Origin of the sequence: Shimia litoralis (genome assembly GCF_005518135.1) — a bacterium.
Classification (GTDB): domain Bacteria; phylum Pseudomonadota; class Alphaproteobacteria; order Rhodobacterales; family Rhodobacteraceae; genus Shimia_E; species Shimia_E litoralis.
In genome coordinates this window covers 358,156-381,675 of record NZ_SULI01000001.1, presented here as the reverse complement: position 1 = coordinate 381,675, position 23,520 = coordinate 358,156, and the positions used below count along the sequence as shown (strand labels likewise).

Sequence of the window (23,520 nt, the reverse complement as noted above, 5' to 3'; positions counted from 1 at the left end):
TTAGGCGCGCATGCGTTCGGGTTTGCGCCAAATACACATGATATCCTGCCCCAAACGTCGTTGTTCCACGAGATCAAACCGCGGGGCACGCGCCAAGGCAGCAACCCCCAAAGCCCCCACAGACGGAGTGCCTTCGGCCCCAATAGCGATGCCCGCCGTGAAGGTGACCAATTCATCCACCACGTCCGCCGCAAGCAACGACGCCGCAAGTGCACCGCCGCCCTCACAGAACACACGCGTCAGCCCCTGCGATCCCAATGCCTGAAGCACAGCGGTCGGGCCCAAATGCCCGCCCTGCTGGGCGCACGGCAACAGCATCGCCCCCAAATCTTGCCACGTGCGCACCAAGTTCGCATCCGCATCATGCCCATGCAGCAACCATACAGGCACATCATTTGCCGTGCGCGCCAGTTTCCCCATCAGAGGCACATCCAAACGGCGTGACACAACAACACGAACCGGTTGATGAGACACACCGATATCTCGCACTGTCAAAGACGGATCATCGGCGCGTGCGGTTCCAGCGCCAACCATCACCGCATCATGCGTAGCACGCATCGCATGCACGCATCGGCGGGACTCTGGTCCGGTGATCCACTGGCTTTCCCCTGTGGCGGTCGCTATCCGCCCATCCAAGGTGCTGGCCAGCTTAAGTGTCAAAAACGGACGCCCTTGCTCAATTTTTTGGAAAAACCCCTGCAAATCAGCTGCGGCTTCGGATGCCATGACACCAGTGGTCACCTCAATCCCTGCGGCACGCAACATATCAAAGCCCTGCCCGGAGACCCGCGGATCACTGTCGGTGACAGCGGCGACGACGCGCGCAACCCCCGCGTCAATCAGCGCCTGAGAACACGGCGGCGTTTGTCCATGGTGGGCACAAGGTTCCAGCGTCACATATGCTGTTGCCCCCCGCGCCTGTGCGCCAGCCTGCGCCAGTGCCTGCGGTTCGGCATGCGGACGACCACCCGGTTGCGTCCAGCCACGCCCGACAATCCGGCCATCGCGCACGATCACGCACCCCACAGCAGGATTGGGCCAAGTACGTCCTTGACCACGTCGGCCCAAAGCAAGGGCCAACGACATATATCTTTGATCTGACAGGATTAATCTTCCGGCGCTGTTTCCGGGCGCAATTCCGAGACAAATTTGTCAAAGTCATCGGCCGCCTGAAAGTTTTTATACACACTGGCAAAGCGCACGTATGCGACGGTGTCGATCCGCGCCAAAGCTTCCATGACAATTTCACCAATCGTTTTGGATTGGATGTCAGTTTCGCCCATGCTTTCCAATCGCCGGACGATGCCGGAAATCATCTGGTCAATGCGCTCGGGCTCGACAGGGCGTTTTTGCATGGAAATACGAATGGACCGCTCCAGCTTGTCACGATCAAAATCTTCGCGTCGCCCATTGGTTTTCACAACCACCAAATCGCGCAACTGTACACGTTCATATGTGGTAAAGCGCCCGCCGCAAGCAGGACAAAACCGCCGACGACGAATGGAGACATGATCCTCTGCCGGACGCGAGTCTTTTACTTGAGTGTCAATATTTCCGCAAAACGGGCAGCGCATGGCCTTCCCCTTTATGTTCTTCTGCCTCTTGGACTAGGGCATCTTCCCAACTTATCCACAGGTACTATAGGGAACCCTCTAGAGTTTGGGTAGAGGATAATTGCAACCCCTAGATACAGAGGGATACCGCGTAAGGGGAATTTTTTCTGTATTTCCCCCTGCTGCTCAAAAGCCGCAGCACCTATATCAGTATCAAGCCAAGTCCCTTCGGCTTATCAATTCATAAACTTTATGCGCCGCAGCCTCGTGCTTGCGGCGTTTTTTTATGTCGACACATGCGCAACCACATGGCGGGTGTGCGGCGCGGTACGGTGCTCAAACACATAAATCCCCTGCCACGTCCCCAGAACAAGGCGCCCCGAAACCATGGGAATTGACAAAGACACCGGCATCATCGCGGCCTTGATATGGGCTGGCATGTCGTCTGGCCCCTCGTACGTATGGGTTAGATACGACATCGATGGATCAGTTGTCGGAGGTACTAGGCGGTGGAAAAAATTGCGTAAATCCGTCTGGACCTCGGGATCCGCATTTTCCTGTATCAACAGGCTGCAACTTGTGTGGCGCACAAATAACGTCACAAGCCCGTCTGACACGTCTTGCCCCTTTAGCCAGCGCGTCACATCACGGGTGAATTCATAGAGCCCCTGCCCTTGGGTCTGGATCGAAAACTGGGTATGCATTTGACGTACATATCCCGAGGCTCCGCAGCAAGGCAACGCCCGTTCGATGCTGCAACGCTAGCGTGGACCGCGCTGACCCGCGAGACAATTGTCAAAGCCCCCTTTTCAATCTTATCGGACTGGGGTAAAGGGGCCACTTCACGCGGGAATACAGCCTTGGAGGATTCCCGCCCTAAACATATTGGAGAATTCTAATGGCTGGACAGATCCCTGATCTTCATGCCGAAGTCCGGACGGGGACAGGCAAGGGCGCCGCTCGTCAGGCACGTCGCGATGGCTTGGTACCTGGTGTTGTATATGGTGGCGAGGCAGAGCCTTTCGCAATCAACATCCCTTTCAACGTTCTGTTGAAAAAACTCAAGCAAGGCCGCTTTTTGTCGACCCTTTTCAACCTCAAGGTTGAAGGCCACGACGATGTCCGCGTCATTTGCCGCGGCGTTCAGCGCGACGTTGTAAAAGACTTGCCAACACACATCGACCTTCTGCGTCTGCACCGCAGCACCAAGATCGACCTCTTTATTCACGTTGAATTCATCAACGAAGAAGAGTGCCCCGGTCTCAAGCGCGGTGGCGTTCTGACTGTTGTACGTCCTGACGTAGAGCTGAAAGTAACTGCTGGCGACATTCCTGAAAAGATCGTTGTTGATCTGGCAGGCTTGGATGTAGGCGACACAATCACAATCTCTTCGGTTGATCTGCCTTCTGGCGCGAAACCAACCATTGATCGTGACTTTGTGATTGCAAACATCTCTGCACCATCAGGTCTGCGGTCTTCGGATAACGAAGATGAAGACGATGATGCACCAGAAGCAGAGGCCGCAGAAGAATAAATCTGCGTCCTTGCGACACGAATTTGAAAACGCGCTTCTTCGGAGGCGCGTTTTTTTATGTCTTGCGTGGTAAGCGTTTGAACCCAAGCGTGCGTCCGTTGGAAGACACCGGATCATAGGTCAGGCCAGATTTCGACATACAGGTGATGATTTTCTGAATTGTCTGTGGCGGATATTTGGACGGATGCAATTCCAGCACCACAAATTTCACAAATTTCGGCCAGCGCGCATCAAACAGATATTGTTCGGCGCCTTCGATATCCATCATCACCAAGCGCGGCCTGTGCGTCTCTAGGAGATCCGGCAACCGCAAGGCGGGCACCTCGACCACATTGTTAAGATCTGTCCCTGTCTCAACGATGGTTCCGCCCCAAAACAGGTCTCCGGCACGAAACAACACCGTGTCTTCATCATAGCTGCCATTGACCACCGCACCATGCACCACCGTGACATCCCGTGCACCGTTCAGCCGGAGGTTTTCGCGTAACGCGTCCAGCATGCGCGGGTTGGCCTCGACACAGACCACACGGTCCGCCCCTGCCTTGCGCGCACATATCGCCGACACAAACCCCAGCCCTGCGCCCAATTCCAGCACACGCATCCCAGAGCGCACCCGTTGATGCGCCGCCTCGGATTCCTTGTTTTCATAGGTTCCGTTGCGAATTTTGGTTTCGATCGGGCCACCCCGAAGCCAATCGGGCAACACCAATTTGATATCTTTGTGAACCATGTCTGACATCACGCCGCCCTCTTCCCTTGATTGATTCCTAGGGGTTGGATCACTATAGAACAACAAAACAGATACGCAGAACAGGTAACGCATCATGAGACTTTTTGTGGGGTTGGGAAATCCGGGCGGGAAATACGCAGGCAATCGCCACAACATCGGCTTCATGGCGGTTGAGCGCATTGCGCAAGATCACGGCTTTGCGCCGTGGAAAGGCAAGTTCCAAGGCGCAATCACTGAGGGGCGCTTGGGCTCTGAAAAGGTGCTCTTGCTGCGGCCAGAGACCTTTATGAACCTGTCGGGGCAATCGGTGGGCGAAGCCATGCGGTTTTACAAACTGACGCCAGAAGATGTGATCGTGTTCCACGACGAACTCGATCTGGCTCCGGGAAAGTGCCGCGTCAAACACGGTGGCGGTCATGCGGGGCATAATGGCTTGCGGTCGATCCACCAGCACATCGGCGACACCTATGGGCGCGTGCGTTTGGGTATTGGGCACCCCGGTCACAAAGATGCAGTGGCCGGATATGTGTTGCGCGATTTTTCCAAGGCCGATCAGGGCTGGCTTGACGACGTACTGTCAGGAATTTCTGATGGTGCCAAGGAGCTGGCCAAAGGCGACAATGGCAAGTTCATGAATGCGGTTGCGCTTCGGGTGGCACCGCCAAGGTCATCCACAACCCCCAAGCCTGCGGGCAAACAAGCACACGACATAACGCCAGCGGCCCCCGCCCAAGAGACCCGCTCAAAAATGCAGCTTTTGATGGACAAATTCAAATGACCACGCCGCTTGAGTCGGCGCTGCTTGAACAAGCAGACCACTGCGAGGCCTTGGACAGCCCGTTTATGGGCCGCATGTTGCGGGTTCTTGCAAAAATTTGGCCGCACCACACCGCGCTCGCAGCCAAAGTCGCAGCTTGGCCAGGCGATATCGGGCCGATGGCGGATGGTCTGCCGCTTCGGATCGCAGGCGGTCTGCATGCGCTCACGCTGACCCATCAAGACATCGATCTTTGCAATGCGTACCCGCCCAATGCGGTATCTGATCAGGTGCTTTCCGATGCTCTGATACGTGCGATCGAAACCCATGACGCATTTCTGTGCGCATGGATCGACACGGCACCGCAAACCAACGAAGTCCGGCGCGCAGCACCCTTGATTGCGACATCGCATCTCTTGGCGGATCGGTTTGGCCTGCCCCTGCGTCTTTCCGAACTGGGTGCGAGCGGCGGTCTGAACCTGATGTTTGATGCTTTTGCGTTGCAGATTGGGGGCGACACATACGGTCCCACAAACGCCCCAGTAACCTTGTCACCTGAGTGGCATGGCGGTTTGCCACCACACGCCGACGTCAAGATCGCGCAGCGACGGGGCGTTGACCTCAATCCTCTCGATCCCTCTTGCGACGCGGATGCGTTGCGATTGATGGCCTATCTCTGGCCCGATCAACGCGACCGCCTTAACCGCACGCAAGCGGCCATTGATCTGCATGACGCCACCATAGATCAGGGTGATGCCATCGCGTGGCTCGACACACATCTGACCGATACACCGGACCAGCTTCATCTGATCTATCACACGATTGCATGGCAGTATTTCCCAGCCGAGGCACAGGCCAAAGGCACCGCGCTCATTCAAGCGCAGGGTGCACGTGCCACGACAAGAACCCCCCTTGCTTGGCTCAGCATGGAATCCGATGGTCAGGCTCCGGGTGCGGCACTCACCTTACGTGTGTGGCCTGGTGATCTGCATGTAAATTTGGGTCGCGTCGATTTCCACGGCAGATGGGTAGATTGGCAGGCTCCGGCCAAACTTCCCCTACGTTAGACTTGCTATTGGCCCCTCGGTGCGTGTGAACTTGCCAAAACGGAGAAGGTGATATGCGTACGTTCGGAAAATGGCTCGGCAGAATTCTTTTGATGATGGTGCTGGCTGCGGCTGTCATCTATGTTTGGAAACGCGAAGAAATCACACGGCTTCTTGCTGTGAACAGCCTGTTTTCAGAAGAAAAAATCGTCGCGAACTTTTCACATATGAACGGGGCATTCTTAACCCGCGATGTGGATCGCGGCACCGGTCCCGTATCGGAAATCCCCAAGGGGCCAGACGCCACATTACCTGCCTCCACTGGGTCTTGGATCAAAGACCGCGCCGTGACCGCCCTTGTGGTGCTCAAGGACGGCCAGATGGTCCACGAAAGCTATTACCTCGGCACCAACCCTGAAGACCGCCGCATTTCATGGTCTGTCGCCAAATCCTATTTGTCAGCGCTGTTTGGCATCGTCATGGCAGAAGGTCACATCGGGTCACTGGATGATCAGGTGACAAAATATGTACCCGCCCTCACAGGCAGCGCCTATGACGGGGCCACGATCCGGAATGTGCTTCAAATGTCCAGCGGCGTGACATTTAACGAAGACTACTTGGACTATGATTCAGACATCAATAAAATGGGCCGTGTTGTGGCGCTTGGCGGGACCATGGATGACTTTGCGCAAGGTCTCTCCGAGACGTTTGTCGCCCCCGGTGCCCAGTGGCAGTACGTGTCGATCGACACGCATGTTCTTGGCATGGTCATTCGCGGTGCAACAGGGCGCGACATCGTAAGCCTATTGTCTGAAAAGATTATTCAGCCGCTGGGCTATGAAGAAAGCCCCTATTACATCACCGACGGACAAGGTGTTGCGTTCGTCTTGGGCGGGTTGAACATCCGCACGCGCGACTATGCCCGCTTTGGCCAGATGATTGCCCAAAATGGCATGTACGGTGGCCAACAAATCGTGCCTGCAGCATGGATCGCAGAAAGCACAGTCGCCTCTGCCAACACTGCCGATGGCGAAATTGGCTATGGGTATCAATGGTGGGTGCCAGTGGGCGCGACAGAGGGCGAGTTTCTGGGACGCGGGATCTATGGTCAGTACATATACATAAATCAGCCCTTGGGGGTTGTGATTGCCAGCAACGCGGCAGACCGCAAGTTTCGCCAAGAGGGTGTGAGCGCCAAGAACATCGAAATATTTCGCGAAATTGCCAATAGTCTCTGACGCCAGCTTTGTGAATTGATCTGTTTGCCCTAAGATCGGGGCAGACAGATGACAAGGTGGGGCTCCATGCAAAAAGAAGTATCAGTCAATGTACTTGGGACACCGCTTGAGCTGTGTTCGCGTGACCCCTTAACTGGGTTTTTCCGCGATGGGCATTGCAACACATGCAGCGACGACCAAGGAAGCCATACCGTCTGTGCGGTGATGACGGCAGAGTTCTTGGCGTATTCCAAATATGTGGGCAATGATCTCAGCACGCCCCAGCCCGCTTTCGGCTTTGCAGGACTCAAGGCAGGCGATCAATGGTGCTTGTGTGCCGCAAGGTTCCTACAGGCGCATGACGAAGGCTGTGCGCCGCATGTGCATCTGGAGGCAACCCATGCACATGCATTGGACATCGTGCCGTTTGATGTTCTCAAGTTGCACGCAAAACCGGCGGGTCATTAGATCATTAGTGCACGCGGCTCCCTTGCCGTTCCAGTTCGGCATGCACCCGCGTCATGTCAACGGCATCTAGCGCAACCTTGGATTTCACAGCAACCGCGGCGGCCACGCCCGCCCCCTGCCCGATCACCGCACAGCACGCCATATTTCGGGTGGCCGCATGGGCAATTTTCTCGCCTCCGGTGGCGCGCCCCGACACCAACAGGTTTTTGACTTTGCCCGGCAGCAGGTTCCGATAGGGAATTTCAAAATAACGCCCCGTGGTCGGCAAAATAAGCACCCCATATCCATCAATGAATTCCGGGAAAATGCCGATACTATCATCGAACCGGCCTTGGTGACGTACGTCGTGTTCAGTCATGACATAATTTGTGGTGACTTTGCGCGTATCACGAATACCCAAAGACATGCCAAAATTTCGCAGTCTTATGTTTTCACATCCGGGCGTGTACGCACGAAGCGCCTCGATGGCCAACATCGCTTGGCGCCGCCCTTCGATTTCGTATTTGGTCAGGTCATCGGGGTCTGTGCCATCGCATTGGGCCATATGAATCAGGTTCATATAGGTCAGTTCGCCGGTGTCATGCGCCGCCCCCCATGTGCCCGCAATGGTGTTCAAATGTGGCGGGATCATCCCGGCCTTGATCGCTTGGGCAAACGGTTTGTGCAAGAACGGTGAAAACATCTCGTCTTCTTTGCCCGTGGTTTCGATGTTCCATTCGCCACCGCCCCCCCAATCTGCATAGGTCTGCGGATCGGCTTTGACTCCGTCAATAAAGCGTGGCTTGTCGACACCCGCGACATGAAACATCACAGATGCCGCCATCAGGTCTTCTTTGGGGGGTTTGACACAAGGAGCCCCGGCGCGGTGGGCCACATCGGCATCCCCAGTGGCATCAATCACGTATTTGGCCATGATGGCCTCGCGACCTGCCTTGGATTCGGTGATAATCCCCTGAATGCTGTCGCCGTCCATAATTGGGGCCACGAAACTGCGGTGCAACATGGCGTGAATTCCCGCCTGCTGCACCATCTGATCCGCTACCAGCTTAAAGCCTTCTGAGTCGATCTCGTAGCTCAGGGACTGCGACTCGGGCACAGCCGCGCCTGCAGATTTGGCAGCCTCTTCGAACTCTCTGGCGATGCCTTCGGATTCTACCGTGGCTTCGTGGCGATACCAGTGCATGCCTTCAACGCCGACAACGGTGATATTCCCACCAAAGCAGCCGAACCGTTCGACCAGCGTAACAGACACCCCGGCACGCGCCGCAGCCAGTGCTGCAGAGAGGCCACCGGGGCCAGATCCAACGACAAGAACATCGGTCGAATGAATGACATCGATTTCGCGGGCAGGTTCGAGTATCTTTTCCATTCAGAGATGATTGCTACGGTGCAACTGGCAGTCAAATGAAATCTGAAACGGTCATACAAATTTCGGTCCTATACCCGTGACCACCCACAAAAAAACCCGCCATAACGGCGGGTTTTCAGAAAGGTTGCATCAGGTGACTTTAGTCGTTTTCCTGCATGTCAAATCCAAGGTGGCGCGCGACGGTAAATATGTCTTTGTCCCCGCGACCACACATATTCATCACCAGAATATGATCCTTGGGCAAGTCGGGCGCAATTTTCATCACATGGGCCAAGGCATGGCTTGGCTCCAGCGCAGGGATAATGCCTTCTTGTTCGCAGCAGAACTGGAACGCGGCAAGCGCCTCTTTGTCCGTGATCGAAACATATTCTGCACGCCCGATATCATGCAGCCAGCTGTGTTCGGGGCCAATTCCCGGATAATCCAAACCGGCAGAGATGGAAAAGCCTTCCAGGATTTGTCCATCATCATCCTGCAGAAGATACGTGCGGTTGCCATGCAATACGCCGGGGCGCCCACCTGTCAACGATGCACAATGCTCCATCTTCTGGTTCACGCCTTTGCCGCCGGCCTCGACGCCGATAATACGGACGGATTTGTCGTCAAGGAACGGATAGAACAGGCCCATGGCGTTTGATCCGCCGCCGATCGCCGCAATGAGCGTATCAGGCAACACACCTTGGCCTTCGTGTTCTTGCAATTGCTCACGGGTTTCCTTGCCGATGATCGACTGAAAATCACGCACCATCGCTGGATACGGATGCGGCCCAGCCACGGTTCCGATGCAATAGAACGTGTTGTCGACGTTGGTCACCCAATCTCGGAGTGCGTCATTCATCGCATCCTTGAGCGTTCCACGTCCGGAGGTAACAGGCACCACTTCGGCCCCCAACAGGCGCATACGGAACACGTTCGGCGCCTGACGTTCCACATCATGTGCGCCCATATAGACAACACACTTAAGACCAAAGCGCGCGCAGACAGTTGCGGTCGCAACTCCGTGCTGCCCTGCCCCTGTTTCGGCGATGATGCGGGTCTTGCCCATACGGCGTGCCAAGAGAATTTGGCCCAGCACATTGTTGATTTTATGTGCACCCGTATGGTTTAGCTCGTCACGCTTAAGATAAATCTTGGCGCCCCCAAGAGCATCGGTCAGCCGTTCGGCATAATACAACGGGCTTGGGCGGCCGACATAGTGTTTCCACAGGTCATCCATTTGCGCCCAAAAGCTGTCGTCGGTTTTGGCTTTTTCGTATTCTGCCTCAAGATCAAGGATCAGTGGCATCAAAGTTTCAGAGACGAACCGCCCCCCGAAAATTCCAAACCGGCCCTTTTCGTCGGGGCCAGACATGAAGCTGTTGAACAAGTCGTTGGACATGGATGTCTCTCCGATAGAAATCTCTGACGTGTTTAGGTTGGATTCACGCATATGGCCATAGCAATATGGCCCTATCGCAATACCGGCGGGACGTTTTCATTGCCTTTTGCCGCCGCGATAAAGGCCCGTATCAATCCGATATCTTTCACACCAGGGGCACTTTCGACCCCAGAAGAGACATCGACCTGACGTGCGCCAGTCTTCTGGACGGCCAATCTGACATTTTCCGGGGTCAGCCCCCCTGCCAGCATCCAAGGACAGGGCCAATATTTCCGGTTTACCAACTGCCAGTCAAACGCCAGACCATTGCCACCGGGCAACACAGCACCTTTGGGCGGCTTTGCATCCACAAGCAGTTGATCCGCAACCGCCCCATAGGTGTGCAATGCCTCCAAATCGCTGTGTTCAGCAATCCCGACGGCCTTGATCACAGGCAGGCCATAGCGCGCTCTGATCTCGGACACACGTGCCGCTGTTTCACTCCCGTGCAACTGCAACATGTCCAACGGAACGGTCTCGATCAGTGCATCCAGAAACGCATCATCTGCATTCACCGTCAGCGCAACCTTGGCCAAGCCCACGGGTGCCGCAAGAGCCAGATCGCGCGCTTGGGCGATCTCGACGTTGCGGGGGGATTTTTTGAAAAATACAAATCCTGCATAAGCCGCGCCAGCCTTCCCGACTGCGTCAACCTCTTCAGGCCGCGAAAGCCCACATATCTTAACTCTGATGTCCATTATTAGGACCTAGTGCTTTGGGCAAAAGATGCAAGCCATGACGCCTGCATCTTGCCGAAATTGCGACCTCCAGCCGAGGTGAGGCAAACAAGCTTAAGACGCGTCTTCGAGTAACACGAGCACTTCGTCTTTGCCTTCTGATTGCTTGCCTTTGATCCGGCGCATCTCACGCTTGGTCTGGGTCAGTTCTTTCTCGACTTTGCTTTTGCCCGAACGGTGCTTGTGCTCGCGCAACCATTCCCAAACAAAACCCACAAGAAGGCCCACCACAAGACTGGCGAAGATCACAACAAACAGGGGCACTGACAGGCTGTGGTTCAACCCAAACAAATCCGACAGGGCCGCAGGCAGCAACGTCAGGGTGACATGCCCACGATTAGCAAGAGCCACCGAAATAAGAACGATGCCCAGAGCGCCCAAAAACGCATAGCGAATATAACGCATAAATTACTTTCCGTTTAAGCGATCACGAAGCAGCTTGCCGGTTTTGAAAAACGGGACATGCTTTTCCTCGACGGTGACTGAGTCGCCGGTCCGAGGGTTACGCCCGATGCGCGCATCTCGCTTCTTGACCGAGAACGCGCCAAACCCGCGCAGCTCGACCCGATCGCCTCGGGCCATGGCTTCTGTGATCTCGTCAAAGATCGTATTAACGATCCGCTCTACATCCCGCTGGTACAAGTGCGGGTTTTCATCAGCAATTTTTTGAATCAGTTCCGAACGGATCATCGGCTAAGTCTCCCTGGCGTGCATGTCTAACGCTTGCATCAAGGGAACTATAAGAAAAATCGCGTAAAACGGAAACAGATACGACCGTCAGATTCAGGAAATTCGATCCGTTTTTGGTTATTTTTGCCTTAGATCAGCGGACAACCGCTGGAATTCTCTGGGACAAGAAGGTGCGGCGGTATTGCCGCAATGCAGAGAAGCTATTGATTCGGAATGAAAAAGCGCCATGATTTTGCCACATTCCGGCGACCTCGCCTGCTCTCTGCCACCAGAAACACCGCCAAATGTGCCAAACGAATTCGGCCCCGTGCATCTCTGCACGGGGCCGAAAAATACTCATACCTTTTCAGGTGTGATTATTCGTCGCCAGTTTTCAGTGCTGCGCCGAGGATATCCCCCAACGATGCGCCTGAGTCAGAAGACCCATACTGTTCGACGGCTTCTTTCTCTTCAGCAATCTCGCGTGCTTTGATCGACAGACCCAAGCGACGTGTTTTGCTGTCAACGTTGGTCACGCGAACGTCGACCTTGTTGCCAACCGAGAAGCGCTCTGGGCGTTGCTCAGCACGGTCACGAGACAGGTCGGAGCGGCGGATAAAGGACTTCATGCCTTCATATTCCACTTCAACGCCACCATCTTCGATCGCAGTCACTTCAACAGTGATGATCGAACCGCGCTTCACGCCGCCAACAGCTTCTGCGAACTTGTCACCGCCCAAGGCTTTGACCGACAGAGAGATACGCTCTTTCTCGACATCAACCTCAGAGACAACGGCCTGAACCATGTCGCCTTTGCGATAGTTCTGGATCGCATCTTCGCCACGTTCGTCCCATGACAGGTCCGAAAGGTGAACCATGCCGTCGATTTCGCCGTCGAGACCAATAAACAGACCGAATTCGGTGATGTTTTTGACTTCGCCTTCGACTTCTGTGCCTTCTGGGTGTGTTTCTGCAAACACTTCCCATGGGTTGCGCATGGTCTGCTTGAGGCCAAGGGAAACGCGACGCTTGGCGCCATCGATTTCCAGAACCATGACTTCGACTTCTTGCGAGGTCGACACGATTTTGCCTGGGTGTACGTTTTTCTTGGTCCAAGACATTTCGGACACGTGCACCAAACCTTCAACGCCAGGCTCGAGCTCAACGAATGCACCGTAATCGGTGATGTTGGTCACGCGACCAGTGTGTGTCGATTCCAGTGGGTACTTGCCAGCAACCAGATCCCATGGATCTTCTTGCAGCTGTTTCATGCCCAAGGAGATACGATGAGTTTCTTTGTTGATCTTGATGACCTGAACCTTAACGGTTTCGCCAATCGCCAAAATCTCAGAAGGATGGTTCACACGGCGCCATGCCATGTCCGTGACGTGCAGCAAGCCGTCAACGCCGCCCAGATCAACAAACGCACCGTATTCAGTGATGTTTTTGACCACACCGTCGACCGCTTGGCCTTCGGACAGGTTGCCGATGACTTCAGCGCGCTGTTCGGCACGTGATTCTTCGAGGATTGCGCGACGCGATACAACGATGTTGCCACGACGACGGTCCATTTTCAGAACTTGGAACGGCTGCTTGAGACCCATCAATGGGCCTGCGTCACGTACGGGACGGACGTCAACTTGCGAACCGGGCAGGAATGCAACTGCGCCGCCGAGGTCGACAGTAAAGCCGCCTTTGACGCGACCGAAGATTGCGCCTTCGACACGCTCTTCGTCTGCATATGCTTTTTCCAGGCGATCCCATGCTTCTTCACGGCGCGCCATCTCACGAGAGATAACCGCTTCGCCGCGGGCGTTTTCAGCCGATCGCAGGAAGACTTCTACTTCGTCGCCAACAGCGATTTCAGGAGCTTCACCAGGGTTTGCGAATTCTTTTAGGTCAACGCGGCCTTCCATTTTATAGCCGACGTCGATGATGGCTTGGCCCGCTTCAATCGCGATGACTTTGCCTTTGACAACCGAACCTTCGTTCGGTGTGTCCATTTCGAAGCTTTCTTCAAGAAGGGCTTCGAAGTCCTCCATAGATACGTTTTGAGCCATGAGGTCTCATGTTCCTTTACTAGCGTTTTTTCTGGCCGTGCGGTTGTCTCCGCCGGTCTTGGGTTACGCCCGCCTTAGGCGGGACAGATTGGTCAGACGATCCATAAAACAAAGAGGGCCGGAGGTCCGACCCTGCTCGTCTCTATTGTTTTATGGCGTTGATCGCCTTATCGACCCGCGCTCTATACCGATAATACCTGATTACGACAACCCTGTTTACCCGATCAGGCGATCTTTGCGCAGTGTTGCACGTTCGATCGCATCCAAACGCTCCAATGCCAAGGCGGCATTGCGTGCCCCGCCTGCCCGAAACCATATCCGCTGTGCTGAAATCGGGCTCCATGGCAGAGCGGCTTGGGAGAGCCAGCCGCGCAATTCGGCCGGCAGTGCATCGTAATTGGTCATCGCATTGCCACGTCGACGTTTGCGCGGCAAGGCCGTGTTCAGATTTCGGGGCAACTCAGATCTCCTTGGGGTGCTTCAGCTGCGCATGACGCGCCATTCGGAAATACATGTTACGTTATTACATCTCAAGGTGTTGTGCTGTGAAATCCATAAAAAAATGCACACTCGACCAGCAAGCATGCATTTCAATCAATCATCCGTCGATTGCTGGCAGGGTCACGCGATCTCAGTCACAAAATCAGCGCGAGGCTTGCGGACCTTTTTCATTGGCAGCAACCAATCGGCCTCTTCCTGACGGTGTCCAAGTGGCAACAAAACAACCGAACGCAGGCCGCGATCTTGGAGACCCAAAATTTCGTCAACCTTTGCCGGATCAAACCCTTCCATCGGGGTGCTATCCACTTCCAGTTCAGCAGCCACAGCCAAAGCAAACCCCAATGCAATATACGCCTGACGAGCAGCATGATCGTGGTTCACCGTCTCATCGCGCGGCAAATAGGTGGATTTCAGGTTTTCATAATATTTGTTGAGCATCGGGATTTCACCGCGTTCTTCGGTCATTTGCGCGGTGACCGCGTCAATACGTGCATCCGAATAGTTATCCCACGCCGCAAACACCAAGAGATGCGATCCATCGGTAATTTGCGCCTGATCCCACGCGACCTTGCGAATCTCTGCGCGCAGTTCTGGGTTTGTAATCACAAATAGCTCGAACGGCTGGGTACCGCTGGACGTCGGCGCCATACGTACCGCTTCGACGATTTGCTCGACCTTGTCTTGGGGAACAGCCAAAGCTGGGTCCATTTTTTTGGTGGCGTACCGCCAATTCAGTTTTTCGATCAACGCGCTTGCAGCCATTGGGATTATCCTTGTTTGATGTTTTTCAAAGAGTGGTATACATTTAATACCGACGATATATGTGACACCAGATATCGCTACAAGAAGGCACATTCATGAGACCCGGTTACACGGAGGAAACCACCTTGGCCCCTGCTGCCCAATGCCCAGATTGCAAACGCATCAACGAAGTCCTGTCGCGCGTAGGAGATAGGTGGAGCGTGTTGATTGTTGTGTCCCTAAGCCAATACGGGAAACTGCGGTTTAATGAACTCAAGCGTAACCTTGGAATTTCCCAACGCATGCTAAGCCTGACACTGCGCGAACTAGAACGGGACGGTCTGGTCAGTCGCACCTATTTTCCGACCATTCCACCAAAGGTCGAATATGCCCTGACGCCGCTCGGTGAGTCGTTCAAAGAGCCGGTCAAGCAACTGGCGCTTTGGGCTTTGGGTAACCTGTCTGAAATCGACAACGCGCGTCGACACTATGACGACGCGCAACAGGCAGCATCTGAACCTGCCTAAATGTTAGGAACGTTGCGCATTGATGGCGGCAATCGCTTGCGCGATGGCGGCATCGATTTCGAGCGTTGAGGTATCCACGATGACGGCATCTTGTGCGGGTTTAAGAGGCGCCTCGGCACGATCCATATCGCGTGCGTCGCGTTCCTTCACATCTGCCAGAACCTGATCGCGTGTAATCTGGGTTCCTTTGCCGATCAGTTCCAGATACCTGCGCTCGGCGCGAACCTCCGCACTTGCCGTGATAAACAGCTTGGCCTCGGCATCCGGGCAAATCACGGTGCCAATGTCGCGCCCGTCCAACACGGCGCCCCCTTGGCGGCGGGCAAACGCGCGTTGAAAATCCACCAACGCGGCCCGCACCTCTGCGATCACCGCGACTTTGCTGGCGGCCTTGGCCACATCCGGCGTGCGCAGGGTATCGGCCTCAAGATCTTGCGCACACAAGGTCTGCGCGGCTGAAATCGCGCCTTCACCGCGCAATGTCTTTGCCCCGACCGCGCGGTACAACAATCCGGTATCCAGATGCGCCACACCAAAATGCGCCGCAACCGCCTTGGAGATTGTACCTTTTCCCGCTGCGGCGGGACCGTCGATCGCAATTGTAAAAGTCATATTCACATCCATTTTGGCCGTCACAGGGTTATTGCGGTCCGCTTGCGTGCATGCAACCCCGTGGACAGGTGGGGATCAAGAAATTCAGTGCCCACACTTATGCCGCGCTTATCTGGCACGCGCCGGAAACGGGCGTGTCCGGAGCCAACGCACGCCAAGTGCCGCGAGGGCCAGTAGAGCACCTGCAAGTGTCACATACTTTGAAATTGTGTAACTGCTGGCCCGTAAAACCAACTCTTCGGACAGCGTGTCGGCGGTGGTTTGTACCATCTCGGCAATAAGCGCATTTTCTGCCAAATCCATCATCACAAACCCTGCTGGTGCGATCAACATAATCACCCGCGACCACGGATGAATATTGCGCGTGATGCCCCACTGGAGCCAGCCCATCCAAAGACCAAACAAGATTGGGAACACTGTATCGAGCATCCGAAGCGGCCCCACATAGAGCGCCGCCTGATCTGGTGTCAGCAACGCAATATACGTGGTGGCATCAGCATACGTGTATCCGAGAATACGCAGGTCAAAGGGACGCAATCCCTCTGACCCGAGAAACAAATATCGTGACCCAAGCCCGATCAACACTGCATAGGCCACCATAGTGGCCAATGTCAGGGCAATCAGGGCTTTGCGGTATGGTGTCAAACAGCGCCTCTTTTGATGTCTGCCCCCAACATCTTCATGAGGGGTTCAAAGATAGGGAACGACGTCGCGATTGGCCCCCCGTCATCCACGCTTACAGGGCTAAGGCTGGCCATACCTAGGATCAGGAACGACATTGCAATTCGATGATCCAGATGGCTTTGGCATGTGGCACCGCCGGGAACATTGCCCTGCCCCATGCCCTTCACGATCCACCAATCATCACCGTCTTCAACGTCCACGCCGTTGGCGCGCAATCCGCTTGCCATGGCTTCGATCCGATCGCTTTCCTTGACCCGAAGTTCTTTCACACCCCGCATCACGGTATCGCCTTGGGCATTTGCGGCCACGACAGACAACACAGGATATTCGTCGATCATGCTCGCCGCGCGTGTGGGGTCAACTTCGATACCGTGCAGGTTCGGGCTAAAGCGCGCGCGCAAATCTGCAACGGGTTCTCCGCCTTCGGTCCGTTCGTTTTCATATGTCAGATCCGCCCCCATTTCACGCAGCGTGGTAAACAACCCTGCACGTGTGGGATTCAGACCGATATTGGGCACCAGCACATCAGATCCGGGCGTGATGATCGCCGCACAGACAGGAAACGCCGCGCTGGAGGGGTCACGCGGCACAACAATCGTTTGAGGTGCCAGTTCGGGTTGCCCGACCAACGTGATAACGCGCCCCTCGTCAGTGTCTTGTGTCGAGATATCGGCGCCAAAACCTGCCAGCATGCGTTCTGTGTGATCACGCGTTGCTTCTTTTTCGATCACAACGGTGTGGCCCGGCGCATTCAACCCAGCCAATAGTACCGCAGACTTCACCTGCGCCGACGGCATCGGCACAACATAGCGCACAGGAACGGGGTTTGGTGCGCCGACGATGGTCATCGGCAAACGCCCGCCGGAGCGCCCTACAGATTGTGCACCAAACAGTGAAATCGGGTCCGTGATGCGTGCCATGGGGCGCTTATTCAGCGACCCGTCACCGGTAAACGTGGCGGAAATACCCGTGGTCGCCATGGCTCCCATGATCAAGCGCACGCCAGTTCCAGAGTTTCCGCAATCTATCACGTTATCAGGTTCGGCAAAGCCGCCGACACCGACGCCAAACACGGACCACTTTCCTTCGCCGTGGTCGATGACCTCGGCTCCAAAGGCACGCATGGCTTTGGCGGTGTCCAAAACATCTTCACCTTCCAACAAGCCGGAGATTTTTGTCTCGCCAACAGCCATCGCCCCGAGAATAAGCGACCGGTGAGAGATAGATTTATCACCTGGGACATTGGCCTCGCCCGAAAGCGGACCGCAAGCATGCGAGGTCATTGGAATGGGTGTACCGTGTCCGGACATGAAAGTACCTCTAGAGTGGTTATACAAGTGTTAGCGCAGCCATTTTAAAGCGTAAATGCGCGAATTGCCTCTGCGACGACCCGGCCCATCGGGGCATAAAGCCCGCTAAAACCCGAGTATTGGGAAATGGCGCCAAAATGTCGATCTGACACCCTCAGCAGGCGGGGATCCCCCCCCACGCCGAGCGCTGTTGTTCTTAGGTTTTGCGAAACGTGAGATAGTGCGGAGTACGTCCTTCGCGAAAGGCTTTTTGCTCATAGCGGGTCGAAATCCAGTCCTCCCAGCTGTTGCGCCAATCATCCGGAGTTTCCGCAAGCCATTCAAATCCATGTGCAGGTACTTGCTCAAGCGTTTGGCGCACATAGTCGGGAATGTCAGTTGCCACGCGAAAAATTGCCCCTGGTTTGAGCACGCGCGCCAAAGGCGCAAGATGTTCTGGCGTCACAAATCGTCGACGGTGATGGCGTTTTTTGGGCCACGGGTCGGGATACAGCAAAAACGCCCGCGAGATGCTCTGCTCTGGCAACACATCAAACATGTCACGTGCATCGCCGGGGTGCACACGAATATTGTCGGCCTTTGCGGCACGGATTTTACCCAGCAACATTGCCACGCCGTTTATATAGGGCTCGCATCCTATGATGCCGACATCTGGGTTTTGCGTGGCCTGATGCACCATGTGCTCGCCGCCGCCAAACCCGATCTCAAGCCAGACATCGCGATCCCCGAACAGGGCATCCAGATCGATATTGTGCCGCTCTGGGTTTTCTTCCCAGCCGACAGCCCCGGGTGAAAGCTGTACCAAATCTTCTTCAAGATACCCTTCTTGGGACTTGCGCAGCCCCTTGCCCTTGAAGCGTCCGTAAAAGTTGCGCCATGGCGCACCTGAAGGATGTTGACCGTCTGTCATGTTTCCGCCTGTTCAAAATCCAGAGTGCATGTGCCCGTTCAAGAGCACGGGGTCAAGTTTTAGCAAAAAACGCCTTGAGCAAAACCAATGCGGGCAGTGTCACCAGATACATTGTGATGCCATACACTGCGGCGGGCACGGCAAATTCAGGGATGCCACCAGTTTGCGCCACAAGTCCGGCAACCGTGATCCCAAGTGCTGCATTCTGCACCCCCATTTCGATGGAAATACAAATCCCGTCGCTGCCTGACAGACCCAAAAGCCGCGAAATCCCAACACCCAGCACCAACAAAACCACATTCATCCCGATCAACACCGGGCCAAGATGGCTTAGGTTACTAATGAAAACCTGCCAATTTGTGGCCAGCGCGGCAAGCAAGACCACAACAAACAACCCCGTCGCGACGGTCGAGACTGTGGACTCGGTTTGCGCGGCGATATCGCTCGCCACAAACCGCACCAACAATCCCAACGCAACGGGAACGGCCGTGATGGCAAACATAGACAGTGCAATCGCGGTCACATTGATATCCATCGCAGCGGCCCCCAGAAACGTTTCAGAGGCCCAGCCAATCAGCACTGGCACCGTGAGGACCGACAACAAACTGACCACCGCTGTCAGCGTAATCGACAAAGCTACCGTGCCCCCCGCCAGCTTGGTCAAAATATTTGACGTCACACCACCCGGACAAAAGGCCAAGATCATCACCCCAAACGCCAGTTCAGGCGGCAAGCTCACCAACTGTAAACAGCTAAACGCGACCAGCGGCACGACGACGATCTGTGATAGGATACCAACACAGGTTGCCTTAGGCACAGCCAGCACCCGTCCAAAGTCCGAAAACGTCAGCCCATATCCGAGCGAAAACATGATAAAAGCCAACGAGAGCGGCAGGGCGACATCGAGTAACATGATCGATCCTTCAAAAATTTCAGCGGTGTGGTGTGGGCAATCTGCCATACGAAATGCAAAAGGCCAAAGCAATCCGATGTTGGATGCTTTGGCCCTGATTTTGTGTGACCCGAAAGTCTGTTTCGATCAAACGGCCTTTTTCAAGGCGTCCACCAAATCTGTACGTTCCCAGCTAAAGCCACCGTCGGCTTCTGGGGCGCGCCCAAAGTGACCATAGGCTGCGGTGCGCTGATAAATTGGCTTGTTCAGGCCCAGATGCTCGCGAATTCCGCGCGGCGTCAGGTCCATGATCTGATCCACGGCGGCTTCGATCGCAGCGTCAGCAACTTGGCCGGTGCCATGCGTATCGGCATAAATCGACAAAGGCTTGGACACACCAATTGCATACGACAACTGGATGGTACATTTTTCGGCCATGCCTGATGCTACGACGTTTTTCGCAAGATATCGCGCAACATAGGCCGCCGAACGGTCCACTTTTGTCGGATCTTTACCTGAGAATGCGCCGCCGCCATGCGGGGCTGCGCCGCCATACGTATCCACGATGATTTTACGACCAGTCAAACCGGCATCACCATCAGGCCCGCCAATCACAAACTTGCCCGTCGGGTTCACGTGCCATTGCGTGGCATCCGTCAACCAGCCCTCGGGCAACGTTTCCGTGATATACGGTTGCACAATCGCGCGGACATCTTCGGATGTCAGGTTCGGATCGAGGTGTTGTGTCGACAAAACGATCGAGCTGACACCAACTGGTTTGCCGTTTTCATAGACAACCGAAAGTTGGGATTTCGCATCGGGACCCAGCGCTGGCTCGGTGCCGTTTTTACGGACCTCGGCCAAACGACGCAAAATCGCATGGCTATACTGGATCGGTGCTGGCATCAGAGCATCTGTTTCGCGGGTGGCATACCCGAACATGATACCTTGGTCGCCAGCGCCTTCGTCTTTGTCACCAGCCGCATCAACACCTTGCGCAATATGCGCGGATTGCTCGTGCAACAGGTTGGTGATCTCGACGGTTTCATGGTGGAACTTGTCCTGCTCGTATCCGATGTCTTTGATACAAGCGCGGGCGATCTCATCAATCCGCCCCATATATTCGGTCAATTTTGCTTGGTCAGAAAGACCAACCTCGCCACCGATCACAACACGATTGGTCGTCGCAAAGGTTTCTGCGGCCACGCGGGCTTCGGGTTCTTCGGCAAGGAATGCATCCAAAACCGCGTCGGAAATGCGGTCACATACTTTGTCGGGATGCCCCTCAGAAACGGACTCTGAGGTGAACGTGTAATTCTGTCTGCTCATGGGATGCTCCATTGTTTATATGTTGCCACGCCAGGAAGCCGTTGTGACAAACGATTATTGGGGCTTACGCCTCCAAACGCGATGGGTCAATGTGTTTTCCACCGCGCGCGCAGCAGCAACAAACTGTTTACCAAAACGAGCAAAAGCCCGATCACCCAATCCCCGGTTCGGGAATACAACGTCGGGCCAAAGGATTTTGGCAGGGCAGCATCCAAATATCCTTGGGTATTTAACGCCAGTTTCGCCGTGATCCGCCCTTTGGCATCAATCATCGCGGATACCCCGGTATTGGCCGCCCTCACCATCGGCAACCCCATTTCGATGGCCCGCATCCGTGCTTGTGCAAGATGTTGATAGGGGCCGGAAAACTGCCCGAACCATGCATCATTGGTGATTTGCATCAAAAAATCAGGGCGCTCGGACACGCCCGTCACATCCTGTGGAAACACCACCTCGTAACAAATCAGAGGGAGCGCCTTTCCCAAAGGCCCCAAATCCATCGCGACCGCACCGTTGCCCGCAGAATACCCGCCCCCGTCTTTTGCAGCCAAACCATGAATTCCGAACCGAGACATCAGCCCTGCGAACGGCATGTATTCTCCAAAGGGCACCAGATGATGCTTGTCATAGATCTGCTCCACTTCGCCGGTCTCATCCAGCAGCACCGCCGAGTTATACACCCGCAGACCTTCAAACCTGTTGATGCCAACCACAACCGGAATCCCCGATGCAGCACCCGCAATCGCGGCGCGTGTATTCACCGAGTCATTGAGTGGCGCAGGCACCGATGTCTCGGGCCACACAATAAGGTCAGGACGCGTCGGACCCGCCCGAGTGGCCAAGAGCGCGCGATCAAAAAAGACCCGCATATAGTCAGGGTCCCATTTCTGATGCTGAGGCGCATTGGGTTGAACCAAGCGCACAGTCGGGGCCGTCGGCAAGACGCGATCAGTGGACGGAAACATCGGCCATACCGCAAGCGCAAGGATCCCGATCCCAATTGCTTTGATCCGACGCGACGATGCCACCACGGCTGCCGCACCAACAAACACAATCAGGTTAAGCCCATGCGGTCCGACCCATGCCGCCACCTGCCCCACCACGCCATTCACCAAAGCATACGCTGGCATCCCCCAGGGAAAGCCGGTCAGAACATAGGCCCGCAAAATTTCGGCACCCGCCAACAGCGGCACCAGCCCCCAAAGGCCCACAGACAGTTTTTTGGCGATCCCAAAGGCCGCGGCCCAAAATAGCGCCAAGCCAACAGACAGGAACACCAACGCAAACGGAGCCATCCAGCCGTGCCGCGCGACATCCACCAAAAACGGCTCCACAATCCAGTGCAGCACCACCATGAAATAGCCGGTGCCAGCCCCCAATCCGATCAAGAACGAATGGCGCGCCGTGGTGGCCCGAGCACACAGAAAAAATGCTGCGGCAAGCCCTACAAACATCAGAATGGAAAAATCAAACGGGGCTTGACCAAGCCCCGCAATCGCGCCCGCGACCATGCTCAGGCCAACGACCTGCCACGTTTTTTGCGGGACCCACACCAACGCCCCGTCTGGGTCAGCCATTCTGGGCCTCTGGCAACAACACACGCAAACGCTTAATCCGGCGCGGATCTGCATCCACGATCTCGAACTCGGTCCCGTCGGGGTGACAGACAACTTCGCCGCGTGCTGGGACATTCCCCGTCAGAGTAAACACCAACCCGCCCAACGTATCCACGTCTTCGGCATCGACGTCGTCATGCGTCGTCAATGTCCGGCCAATTTCTTCTTCAAAATCTTCAAGAGGTGTTTTTGCCTGTGCCAGATAACAGCCGGGTCTCTCGAGGGCCCAGTATTTGTCTTCGTCGATGTCATGTTCGTCTTCGATCTCGCCGATGACCTGCTCGATCAAATCCTCGATGGTCACCAATCCATCCACACCACCGTATTCATCAATCACCAAAGCCATATGCCTGCGTTCTGTTTGCATCTTGGTCAACAGCACCCCGATCGGCATGGAGGGCGGAACAAACAACAAGGGACGCAGCATCTGATCCAGTGAAAACGTCTTGCCCGCCCCGTTGAAACCGTGGCGCAGCGCAAAGTCCTTGAGATGGGCAAATCCGATGGGCGTATCCAGTGTTCCTTCATACACTGGCAGGCGTGTCAAACCGCTGTCGCGGAAGACCTGTACCAATTCATCTTTGGTGATCGTACTTGGTACCGACACGATGTCTGCTTTGGGAATTGCGACATCCTCGACGCGCATGCGCCGCAAGTTAATCATCCCATGCGTCTGAGGTCGGAGACCATCCACCGTGGCGACCTGAGGGCTTTGAACCACCTCTTCAGGGCTGAGGGCCGAAATAATGCGACTAAAAAAGCCGCTTCGGGTGTCTGCTGAAGCCTTAGGCTGCGCGCTTGGCGCTGCGTTAGAAGACCCGTCTGTTGTGTCGCCCATTTT

At 55.3% G+C, this 23,520-nt stretch carries 26 protein-coding genes and 1 riboswitch; of the genes, 6 read left to right on the top strand and 20 right to left on the bottom strand.

What is annotated here, in order from left to right; all coding sequences use genetic code 11:
• From ribD to FAP39_RS01800, 3 genes are all read right to left on the bottom strand, one after another.
• Entirely contained in the window at positions 1 to 1,086 is a 1,086-nt protein-coding gene (gene ribD / locus FAP39_RS01810) for a bifunctional diaminohydroxyphosphoribosylaminopyrimidine deaminase/5-amino-6-(5-phosphoribosylamino)uracil reductase RibD (protein ID WP_138014648.1), read from the bottom strand.
• A gap of 20 nt (positions 1,087 to 1,106) precedes the next feature.
• Positions 1,107 to 1,574, bottom strand: coding sequence for a transcriptional regulator NrdR (gene nrdR / locus FAP39_RS01805; protein WP_138014647.1), 468 nt, complete (start codon positions 1,572 to 1,574; stop codon positions 1,107 to 1,109).
• 263 nt (positions 1,575 to 1,837) lie between these two features.
• Positions 1,838 to 2,257, bottom strand: coding sequence for a secondary thiamine-phosphate synthase enzyme YjbQ (locus FAP39_RS01800; protein ID WP_138014646.1), 420 nt, complete (start codon positions 2,255 to 2,257; stop codon positions 1,838 to 1,840).
• 194 nt (positions 2,258 to 2,451) lie between these two features.
• Here FAP39_RS01800 and FAP39_RS01795 point away from each other — a divergent pair, with 194 nt between their 5' ends.
• On the top strand, positions 2,452 to 3,087 hold the full coding sequence (locus FAP39_RS01795; protein WP_138014645.1) for a 50S ribosomal protein L25/general stress protein Ctc: 636 nt from the start codon (positions 2,452 to 2,454) through the stop codon (positions 3,085 to 3,087).
• 55 nt (positions 3,088 to 3,142) lie between these two features.
• Here the strand turns inward: FAP39_RS01795 and FAP39_RS01790 are convergent, their stop codons facing one another.
• The gene (locus FAP39_RS01790; protein WP_171006761.1) at positions 3,143 to 3,826 is read right to left on the bottom strand and encodes an FkbM family methyltransferase; all 684 of its coding nucleotides are present in this window, start codon (positions 3,824 to 3,826) and stop codon (positions 3,143 to 3,145) included.
• A gap of 85 nt (positions 3,827 to 3,911) precedes the next feature.
• Between FAP39_RS01790 and pth the strand changes: the two genes are divergently transcribed.
• The 4 genes from pth to FAP39_RS01770 all read left to right on the top strand — a co-directional run bounded on the left by pth (position 3,912) and on the right by FAP39_RS01770 (position 7,305).
• The gene (pth, locus tag FAP39_RS01785; RefSeq protein ID WP_138014643.1) at positions 3,912 to 4,595 is read left to right on the top strand and encodes an aminoacyl-tRNA hydrolase; all 684 of its coding nucleotides are present in this window, start codon (positions 3,912 to 3,914) and stop codon (positions 4,593 to 4,595) included.
• Positions 4,592 to 5,641, top strand: a complete 1,050-nt coding sequence (locus FAP39_RS01780) for a DUF2332 domain-containing protein (protein WP_138014642.1) — start codon at positions 4,592 to 4,594, stop codon at positions 5,639 to 5,641. Before pth ends, FAP39_RS01780 begins: the two co-directional genes overlap by 4 nt.
• 53 nt (positions 5,642 to 5,694) lie before the next feature.
• The gene (locus FAP39_RS01775; RefSeq protein WP_138014641.1) at positions 5,695 to 6,858 is read left to right on the top strand and encodes a serine hydrolase domain-containing protein; all 1,164 of its coding nucleotides are present in this window, start codon (positions 5,695 to 5,697) and stop codon (positions 6,856 to 6,858) included.
• 66 nt (positions 6,859 to 6,924) lie between these two features.
• Positions 6,925 to 7,305 (top strand): DUF2237 family protein, encoded by a 381-nt coding sequence (locus FAP39_RS01770; RefSeq protein ID WP_138014640.1) that lies wholly within the window; start codon positions 6,925 to 6,927, stop codon positions 7,303 to 7,305.
• A gap of 4 nt (positions 7,306 to 7,309) precedes the next feature.
• On the opposite strand, the gene FAP39_RS01765 is transcribed toward FAP39_RS01770, so the two are convergent.
• The 8 genes from FAP39_RS01765 to FAP39_RS01730 form a co-directional block, all read right to left on the bottom strand.
• Positions 7,310 to 8,674 carry an FAD-dependent oxidoreductase gene (locus FAP39_RS01765; RefSeq protein ID WP_138014639.1) on the bottom strand — a complete coding sequence of 455 codons (1,365 nt, stop codon included), beginning with the start codon at positions 8,672 to 8,674 and terminating at the stop codon, positions 7,310 to 7,312.
• Between the two features lie 139 nt (positions 8,675 to 8,813).
• On the bottom strand, positions 8,814 to 10,052 hold the full coding sequence (gene trpB / locus FAP39_RS01760; RefSeq protein WP_138014638.1) for a tryptophan synthase subunit beta: 1,239 nt from the start codon (positions 10,050 to 10,052) through the stop codon (positions 8,814 to 8,816).
• A gap of 71 nt (positions 10,053 to 10,123) precedes the next feature.
• Positions 10,124 to 10,792, bottom strand: coding sequence for a phosphoribosylanthranilate isomerase (locus FAP39_RS01755; protein ID WP_138014637.1), 669 nt, complete (start codon positions 10,790 to 10,792; stop codon positions 10,124 to 10,126).
• Positions 10,793 to 10,882: 90 nt separating this feature from the next.
• A complete protein-coding gene (locus FAP39_RS01750) occupies positions 10,883 to 11,233 on the bottom strand; it encodes a LapA family protein (protein WP_138014636.1) in 351 nt (116 codons plus the stop codon).
• Positions 11,234 to 11,236: 3 nt separating this feature from the next.
• Positions 11,237 to 11,518, bottom strand: coding sequence for an integration host factor subunit beta (gene ihfB / locus FAP39_RS01745; RefSeq protein ID WP_138014635.1), 282 nt, complete (start codon positions 11,516 to 11,518; stop codon positions 11,237 to 11,239).
• Positions 11,519 to 11,874: 356 nt separating this feature from the next.
• A complete protein-coding gene (gene rpsA, locus FAP39_RS01740) occupies positions 11,875 to 13,557 on the bottom strand; it encodes a 30S ribosomal protein S1 (RefSeq protein WP_171006760.1) in 1,683 nt (560 codons plus the stop codon).
• Between the two features lie 216 nt (positions 13,558 to 13,773).
• Positions 13,774 to 14,016: a DUF6525 family protein gene (locus tag FAP39_RS01735; protein ID WP_246058896.1), complete on the bottom strand. Its 243-nt coding sequence runs from the start codon at positions 14,014 to 14,016 to the stop codon at positions 13,774 to 13,776.
• Positions 14,017 to 14,178: 162 nt separating this feature from the next.
• The gene (locus FAP39_RS01730; RefSeq protein WP_138014634.1) at positions 14,179 to 14,820 is read right to left on the bottom strand and encodes an NAD(P)H-dependent oxidoreductase; all 642 of its coding nucleotides are present in this window, start codon (positions 14,818 to 14,820) and stop codon (positions 14,179 to 14,181) included.
• A 95-nt stretch (positions 14,821 to 14,915) separates the two neighbouring features.
• On the opposite strand from FAP39_RS01730, the gene FAP39_RS01725 reads away from it, so the two are divergent.
• On the top strand, positions 14,916 to 15,326 hold the full coding sequence (locus FAP39_RS01725; protein ID WP_138014633.1) for a winged helix-turn-helix transcriptional regulator: 411 nt from the start codon (positions 14,916 to 14,918) through the stop codon (positions 15,324 to 15,326).
• A gap of 3 nt (positions 15,327 to 15,329) precedes the next feature.
• Here FAP39_RS01725 and FAP39_RS01720 read toward each other — a convergent pair whose 3' ends face one another.
• The 8 genes from FAP39_RS01720 to FAP39_RS01685 all read right to left on the bottom strand — a co-directional run bounded on the left by FAP39_RS01720 (position 15,330) and on the right by FAP39_RS01685 (position 23,517).
• Positions 15,330 to 15,938 (bottom strand): (d)CMP kinase, encoded by a 609-nt coding sequence (locus tag FAP39_RS01720; protein WP_138014632.1) that lies wholly within the window; start codon positions 15,936 to 15,938, stop codon positions 15,330 to 15,332.
• Positions 15,939 to 16,046: 108 nt separating this feature from the next.
• Positions 16,047 to 16,583 carry a hypothetical protein gene (locus FAP39_RS01715; RefSeq protein WP_138014631.1) on the bottom strand — a complete coding sequence of 179 codons (537 nt, stop codon included), beginning with the start codon at positions 16,581 to 16,583 and terminating at the stop codon, positions 16,047 to 16,049.
• On the bottom strand, positions 16,580 to 17,932 hold the full coding sequence (gene aroA, locus FAP39_RS01710; protein ID WP_138014630.1) for a 3-phosphoshikimate 1-carboxyvinyltransferase: 1,353 nt from the start codon (positions 17,930 to 17,932) through the stop codon (positions 16,580 to 16,582). Before aroA ends, FAP39_RS01715 begins: the two co-directional genes overlap by 4 nt.
• A 196-nt stretch (positions 17,933 to 18,128) precedes the next feature.
• Positions 18,129 to 18,842 carry a tRNA (guanosine(46)-N7)-methyltransferase TrmB gene (gene trmB / locus FAP39_RS01705; protein ID WP_138014629.1) on the bottom strand — a complete coding sequence of 238 codons (714 nt, stop codon included), beginning with the start codon at positions 18,840 to 18,842 and terminating at the stop codon, positions 18,129 to 18,131.
• Between the two features lie 52 nt (positions 18,843 to 18,894).
• Positions 18,895 to 19,755 carry a bile acid:sodium symporter family protein gene (locus FAP39_RS01700; RefSeq protein WP_138014628.1) on the bottom strand — a complete coding sequence of 287 codons (861 nt, stop codon included), beginning with the start codon at positions 19,753 to 19,755 and terminating at the stop codon, positions 18,895 to 18,897.
• A 126-nt stretch (positions 19,756 to 19,881) separates the two neighbouring features.
• Complete coding sequence (gene metK, locus FAP39_RS01695; RefSeq protein WP_138014627.1) at positions 19,882 to 21,063, bottom strand: methionine adenosyltransferase; 1,182 nt, start codon at positions 21,061 to 21,063, stop codon at positions 19,882 to 19,884.
• A gap of 4 nt (positions 21,064 to 21,067) precedes the next feature.
• Positions 21,068 to 21,116, bottom strand: a riboswitch (SAM-SAH riboswitch).
• A 33-nt stretch (positions 21,117 to 21,149) separates the two neighbouring features.
• Positions 21,150 to 22,640, bottom strand: a complete 1,491-nt coding sequence (gene lnt, locus FAP39_RS01690; protein WP_138014626.1) for an apolipoprotein N-acyltransferase — start codon at positions 22,638 to 22,640, stop codon at positions 21,150 to 21,152.
• On the bottom strand, positions 22,633 to 23,517 hold the full coding sequence (locus FAP39_RS01685) for a hemolysin family protein (protein ID WP_138014625.1): 885 nt from the start codon (positions 23,515 to 23,517) through the stop codon (positions 22,633 to 22,635). Before FAP39_RS01685 ends, lnt begins: the two co-directional genes overlap by 8 nt.
• Positions 23,518 to 23,520 lie beyond the last annotated feature (3 nt).

What these genes read in the sequence shown, in the direction of transcription:
- ribD (WP_138014648.1), bottom strand. Translation starts at nt 1,086, where the DNA reads ATGTCGTTGGCCCTTGCTTTGGGCCGACGTGGTCAAGGACGTACTTGG.
- nrdR (WP_138014647.1), bottom strand. Translation starts at nt 1,574, where the DNA reads ATGCGCTGCCCGTTTTGCGGAAATATTGACACTCAAGTAAAAGACTCG.
- FAP39_RS01800 (WP_138014646.1), bottom strand. Translation starts at nt 2,257, where the DNA reads ATGCATACCCAGTTTTCGATCCAGACCCAAGGGCAGGGGCTCTATGAA.
- FAP39_RS01795 (WP_138014645.1), top strand. Translation starts at nt 2,452, where the DNA reads ATGGCTGGACAGATCCCTGATCTTCATGCCGAAGTCCGGACGGGGACA.
- FAP39_RS01790 (WP_171006761.1), bottom strand. Translation starts at nt 3,826, where the DNA reads ATGTCAGACATGGTTCACAAAGATATCAAATTGGTGTTGCCCGATTGG.
- pth (WP_138014643.1), top strand. Translation starts at nt 3,912, where the DNA reads ATGAGACTTTTTGTGGGGTTGGGAAATCCGGGCGGGAAATACGCAGGC.
- FAP39_RS01780 (WP_138014642.1), top strand. Translation starts at nt 4,592, where the DNA reads ATGACCACGCCGCTTGAGTCGGCGCTGCTTGAACAAGCAGACCACTGC.
- FAP39_RS01775 (WP_138014641.1), top strand. Translation starts at nt 5,695, where the DNA reads ATGCGTACGTTCGGAAAATGGCTCGGCAGAATTCTTTTGATGATGGTG.
- FAP39_RS01770 (WP_138014640.1), top strand. Translation starts at nt 6,925, where the DNA reads ATGCAAAAAGAAGTATCAGTCAATGTACTTGGGACACCGCTTGAGCTG.
- FAP39_RS01765 (WP_138014639.1), bottom strand. Translation starts at nt 8,674, where the DNA reads ATGGAAAAGATACTCGAACCTGCCCGCGAAATCGATGTCATTCATTCG.
- trpB (WP_138014638.1), bottom strand. Translation starts at nt 10,052, where the DNA reads ATGTCCAACGACTTGTTCAACAGCTTCATGTCTGGCCCCGACGAAAAG.
- FAP39_RS01750 (WP_138014636.1), bottom strand. Translation starts at nt 11,233, where the DNA reads ATGCGTTATATTCGCTATGCGTTTTTGGGCGCTCTGGGCATCGTTCTT.
- ihfB (WP_138014635.1), bottom strand. Translation starts at nt 11,518, where the DNA reads ATGATCCGTTCGGAACTGATTCAAAAAATTGCTGATGAAAACCCGCAC.
- rpsA (WP_171006760.1), bottom strand. Translation starts at nt 13,557, where the DNA reads ATGGCTCAAAACGTATCTATGGAGGACTTCGAAGCCCTTCTTGAAGAA.
- FAP39_RS01730 (WP_138014634.1), bottom strand. Translation starts at nt 14,820, where the DNA reads ATGGCTGCAAGCGCGTTGATCGAAAAACTGAATTGGCGGTACGCCACC.
- FAP39_RS01725 (WP_138014633.1), top strand. Translation starts at nt 14,916, where the DNA reads ATGAGACCCGGTTACACGGAGGAAACCACCTTGGCCCCTGCTGCCCAA.
- FAP39_RS01720 (WP_138014632.1), bottom strand. Translation starts at nt 15,938, where the DNA reads ATGACTTTTACAATTGCGATCGACGGTCCCGCCGCAGCGGGAAAAGGT.
- aroA (WP_138014630.1), bottom strand. Translation starts at nt 17,932, where the DNA reads ATGTCCGGACACGGTACACCCATTCCAATGACCTCGCATGCTTGCGGT.
- trmB (WP_138014629.1), bottom strand. Translation starts at nt 18,842, where the DNA reads ATGACAGACGGTCAACATCCTTCAGGTGCGCCATGGCGCAACTTTTAC.
- FAP39_RS01700 (WP_138014628.1), bottom strand. Translation starts at nt 19,755, where the DNA reads ATGTTACTCGATGTCGCCCTGCCGCTCTCGTTGGCTTTTATCATGTTT.
- metK (WP_138014627.1), bottom strand. Translation starts at nt 21,063, where the DNA reads ATGAGCAGACAGAATTACACGTTCACCTCAGAGTCCGTTTCTGAGGGG.
- lnt (WP_138014626.1), bottom strand. Translation starts at nt 22,640, where the DNA reads ATGGCTGACCCAGACGGGGCGTTGGTGTGGGTCCCGCAAAAAACGTGG.
- FAP39_RS01685 (WP_138014625.1), bottom strand. Translation starts at nt 23,517, where the DNA reads ATGGGCGACACAACAGACGGGTCTTCTAACGCAGCGCCAAGCGCGCAG.